The organism is Acidobacteriota bacterium (assembly GCA_030774055.1).
GTDB lineage: Bacteria > Acidobacteriota > Terriglobia > Terriglobales > Acidobacteriaceae > JACPNR01.
Genome location: JALYLW010000006.1, coordinates 1 through 4,736 on the forward strand (window position 1 = coordinate 1; position 4,736 = coordinate 4,736).

Annotated in this window: 3 protein-coding genes; 2 read left to right on the plus strand and 1 reads right to left on the minus strand. The window is 61.0% G+C overall.

The window, feature by feature from the left end:
- Positions 1-34 precede the first annotated feature (34 nt).
- The gene (locus tag M3P27_00490) at positions 35-877 is read left to right on the plus strand and encodes an amidohydrolase family protein (GenBank protein MDP9266785.1); all 843 of its coding nucleotides are present in this window, start codon (positions 35-37) and stop codon (positions 875-877) included.
- Positions 878-1,162: 285 nt separating this feature from the next.
- Here M3P27_00490 and M3P27_00495 read toward each other — a convergent pair whose 3' ends face one another.
- On the minus strand, positions 1,163-3,328 hold the full coding sequence (locus tag M3P27_00495; GenBank protein MDP9266786.1) for a S46 family peptidase: 2,166 nt from the start codon (positions 3,326-3,328) through the stop codon (positions 1,163-1,165).
- 231 nt (positions 3,329-3,559) lie between these two features.
- On the opposite strand from M3P27_00495, the gene M3P27_00500 reads away from it, so the two are divergent.
- Positions 3,560-4,705, plus strand: a complete 1,146-nt coding sequence (locus M3P27_00500; protein ID MDP9266787.1) for a citrate synthase — start codon at positions 3,560-3,562, stop codon at positions 4,703-4,705.
- Positions 4,706-4,736 lie beyond the last annotated feature (31 nt).

A 4,736-nucleotide genomic window follows, 5' to 3' on the forward strand; every position in this document is an offset into this window, starting at 1 on the left:
CCTCTATACTGGTCGGCCGTTGTGAAACGGACCGATGATCACTGACTGTCACGTACACATACAGCCGTGGAAGCTGTTCAAGCCGGAAGCGCTGGCGGCGATGAAGCGCAAGCGCGCCGACTTCGACTTTGTGATCCGGTGCTGCGAATCGCCCGCCGTCTTCCTCAAGCATCTCGATAGCATCGGCGTGGACCGCGCAATGCTCATCAATTACGTGGCGCCCGAGGTGATGGGTTTCACCGCCGAGGTGAACACTTTCATCGCCGAATACGTCAAAGCCGCGCCGAAGCGGCTGATACCGTGCGGCAGCGTGCATCCGCGACACACGCAGAACGTGCTCGCCGACATGGAGCAGATCGTGCGCCTCGGGATACGGATGCTGAAGGTGCATCCGCCACACCAGTTGCTTTATCCCAACGACTACCTCAATGGCGTGACGGAGCTCGAGATCATCTATCGCGCGGCGGAGGCGAATGGGATCCCGGTGATGTTCCACACCGGGACGTCGATCTTTCCCGGCGCGCGCAATAAGTTCGGCGACCCGATCTACGTGGACGATGTGGCCGTCGATTTCCCCCAGTTGAAGATATTGCTGGCGCACGGAGGACGTCCGCTGTGGATGGAGACGGCATTCTTCCTGGTGCGGCGGCATCCGAACGTGTTTCTGGATATCTCAGGGATACCGCCGAAGAGCCTGCTGCGGTATTTCCCCCGTTTGGAAGAGATAGCCGCGAAGACATTGTTTGGGACGGATTGGCCGGGGCCGGGGATCCCGGACATCGAGCGGAACCTGGCGGACTTTCGCGGGTTGGCGATCAGTGATGCGGCGAAGGAGCAGATATTGTCGAAGACGGCTGCGTCTATTTGGCCGGAGTGAGGCTTCTGCCGCGACCGGGGTGCGGGTGCGGACGACGTCGTCAGGTCCCTCGTCCTCCTCGGGATGACCCCGCAAAGAGTTGAGGTTGCGATAGGGGTTCCTCGACTCGCGCTCACTGACGTTCGCGCTTCGCTCGGAATGACAATCAAGAGAAATGGGGCAGACGAGGGCGCCTGCCCCTACGTGTTTCTGTCGAGCGGCGGCGGGACGCCGCAGCTACAGCTGCGAGACGCCAGCTGCTACAGCCGGCGGGACGCCGGCGCTACAGCCGGCGAGACGCCGGCGCTACTTCTTCATGTCTTTCTTGGCGGCCGGTTTCTTCGCTGTTGCTGCGCCGCCGTGGTGGCCGGTGGAGAGTTCGTTGGCGAGGTCCGTCGCGGTGTAGACGTTGCGCAGGGCCTCCATGATGCCGCGCGAGTCGACGGAGACGGAGCGTCCGATCTGGTCCTCATACTGGAAGTTCCAGGGCAGGGACTGGATGTTGCCGTCGAAGATGATACCCACCACTTCGCCGGCGCGATTGACGACGGGCGATCCGGAGTTGCCGCCGATGATGTCTGGGGTGGAGACGGAGTTCAAGGGCGTAGCGCCGTTGATCATCTTCTCCGCCTTCATCCATGAATCCGGCAGCTGGTAGGGATCTTTGTTGCCGTGGGCGGCAGCATGCTTGTAAGCGCCGGCCATGGTGGTGAAGGCGGGGACGCGCTCGCCTTTCTTGGCGACGTCACCGCGTCCGTCTTCGACAAAGCCTTTGATGGCGCCGTAGCTGAGGCGGAGGGTGAAGGTGGCGTCGGGATAGAGGTCGAGGCCGCCGGAGGCGAAGCGGGCCTTGGAGATGAGCGCACCGTTGCGGCGGACGACAGCGTCGACCTCGTCGTCAAAGCGCTTCCGGACGGCGCGCGCGGCAGGATCGATGTCGCGCCAGAGGACGATGAGTGGGTCGCGAGACTTGGCGATGGCGGCGGCGCCACCTTCATAGAGCTGCTTGCGGACAGCAACATCGTCGAGATGGGTACCGTTGATGTAGTAAGCGGCGGCGTCGTCGGGCGACTTGCCATTGAGCGCGCGCTTGACGGTGGGGTCGCTGGGGCCGAGACGCTGCTGCATGTCTGCAAGGGCGTCGGAGAGCGTGACGATGTCGAGCGATTTGTAGAGCGGAGCGGTGGAGAGCAGCTCTTGTTCCAAGGAAGGAAGCGCTGACTCGCGATACTCGCGCAGGCGTTCGGCGTTCGGTTTTTGTTTCTCGGCGGCGAGGCGGACGAGGTCGTGCGCCTTGGCAGAAAGATCGCTGCGGAAGCCCGAGCCGCGCTCGATGTATTGCAGCGGGAAGAAGATATCGCGCTGCACCTGCATGGCTTTCGCGATCTCGTCCCAAGCACCGCCGAACTCGGCTTTCTGCTTCGGATCCGCGTCGATGTTGGCGCGCATCTTTGTTTCGGCCATGGCCTTTTTGGCCGTGGCATCCGGGTCGGTCAGGCCGGATTGGTATCCCTTGATGGCCTTCTGCGAGTTCTCGAAGCCGAAGATATCTTCCTGGGCGATGCGATGGTTCTCGTCCGACTTGGAAGCGAAGTCTTTGAGCTTGGGGATGAGACGGGCGTAGAGATCGATGCGCCATGGGTAGCTGACGTCGCGCAGGAACTCGAGCTGGGTGGTGGTGTTGAGGCGTCCGGTGGAGCCGGGATGGCCGGAGACGAAGACGAGATCGCCATCCTTGACGCCAGTCTTCGACCACTTCAAGTAATCGTCGAGGTGTGTCGGCTTATCGTTCTCATAGACACGGAAGAAGGTGATGTCGAGGTCGTAGCGCGGGTACTCGAAATTATCCGGATCGCCGCCAAAGAAAGCGATGCCGAACTCGGGCGCGAAGACGATGCGGACGTCGGTGAACTTCTTGTACTTGTAGAGATGGAATTGTCCGCCGGAGTAGAAGGTGACCACGTCACAACGGATATTGTTCTTCGCGTCGGCGCACTCGGACTCGATGGCCGACATGGCGGCGCGCTGCGCCTTGGCCAGGTCGGCGGTGGACATGCCCGGTCTGGCGCCGGCGTTGACCTTGGTGGTGACGTCGGTGATGGCGAGCAGCTGGTTGAGCTCGAGGTCGGGACACTTCACCTCTTCCGCCTGCGACTTGGCGTAGAAGCCGGTCTTGATGTAGTCCTTGCCGGCGGTCGAGGCTTTGCTCAGACAGTCGGCGCCGACGTGATGGTTGGTGAAGGCGAGGCCGTCGGCGGAGACGAACGAGCCGGAGCCTCCGTTATTGAAGCGGACCGACGACAGCCGAAGATGGTCGAGCCAGGGCTGGGTGAGGGTGAATCCATACTTCTTCTTGATCTTCGCCTTCGGGGGGACGTTGAACAGCCACATGCCTTCGTCGGCGGGCGCGTAAGCGGCGAACAGGGCGACGAGACAGAACAAGGCCGAGAGGCGTTTGAGCAGGGAGGTCATGGCAGAAGCCTTCCAGGGTAGAGTGAGCAACCGATGAGTCTAGCATCTGTAATTTGACAATCGGGTAATTTGGTAATTGAAACCGGGGCCGAAGAGCAAAATCCACCACGGAGGCACGGAGACACGAGAAGGGCGAATGACGAATGTCGAATGACGAATGACAGGGACAGGTTGGAAATGGGTATGGGGGATAGAGTATAAATGTCGGTTAATCACCAGAAAGGGAGAGCCATGTCTACCACGACGCCACCAGTCCCCAAGAAAGGTTTGGAGGACGTTGTAGCCGGAGAATCGAGCATCTGTTACATCGACGGGATCAAAGGTGTGCTCGCGTATCGCGGCATCGACATCCACGAACTGGCCGACCACTCGACCTTTGAAGAGACTTGCTACCTGCTGTGGCATGGGACGCTGCCGAAACAGGGTGAGCTTGACGACTTGAAGCGCAAGCTGGCGGTGGAGCGCAAGATCGATCCCGCCATCTACGAGATGATGCGCAAGTATCCCAAGCACGCGCTGCCGATGGAAGTGCTGCGCACGGTGGTGAGCGCGCTGAGTTTTTACGATCCGGACGAGAACAACAACGACCACGACGCGAACGTGCGCAAGAGCCTGCGGCTGACCTCGCAGATCGCGATGGTGGTGGCGGCCTACGACCGCATCCGCAAGGGGAAGGACATCGTCGAGCCGGACCAGACGCTTTCACACGCGGGGAATTTCCTGTGGATGCTGAACGGGGAGAAGCCGTCGCAGACGGCGGACAAGGCGCTGGACATCGCGCTCATCCTGCATGCGGACCACGAGCTGAATGCGTCGACGTTTGCGGCCAGGGTGATCGCGGCGACGCTGAGCGACGTGCACTCGGCCATCACTGGGGCCATCGGAGCGCTGAAGGGACCGCTGCACGGCGGCGCGAATGAAGCGGTGATGCGGTTGCTGTTCTCCATCGAAAAGCAGAAGAAAGATGCGACGGAGTGGGTGAAAGAACAGCTCGAGCAAAAGAAAAAGATCCCCGGCTTCGGGCATCGCGTTTATCACACCGAGGACCCGCGGGCGACGCATCTGCGGAAGATGAGTGAGGACCTGGGGAAATCCAGTGGGAACCCGAAGTGGTTCGAGATGTCGCGCGCGATCGAGCTGTACATCAATAAAGAAAAGAAGCTGAACGCGAACGTGGATTTCTATTCGGCGTCGACGTATACGACGCTGGGGATCGACATCGACCTGTTCACGCCGATCTTTGCGGTCTCGCGCATCTCGGGATGGACGGCGCACGTGATCGAACAGCTGGATGACAACCGGTTGATCCGTCCGCGGGCGGAGTATATCGGGCCGAAGTATCCGGCGGCCTACGTGGCGATGGAGCAGCGGCACTAGGCGCTTGGTTCGTGAAGCGGCGGTCCCGCCT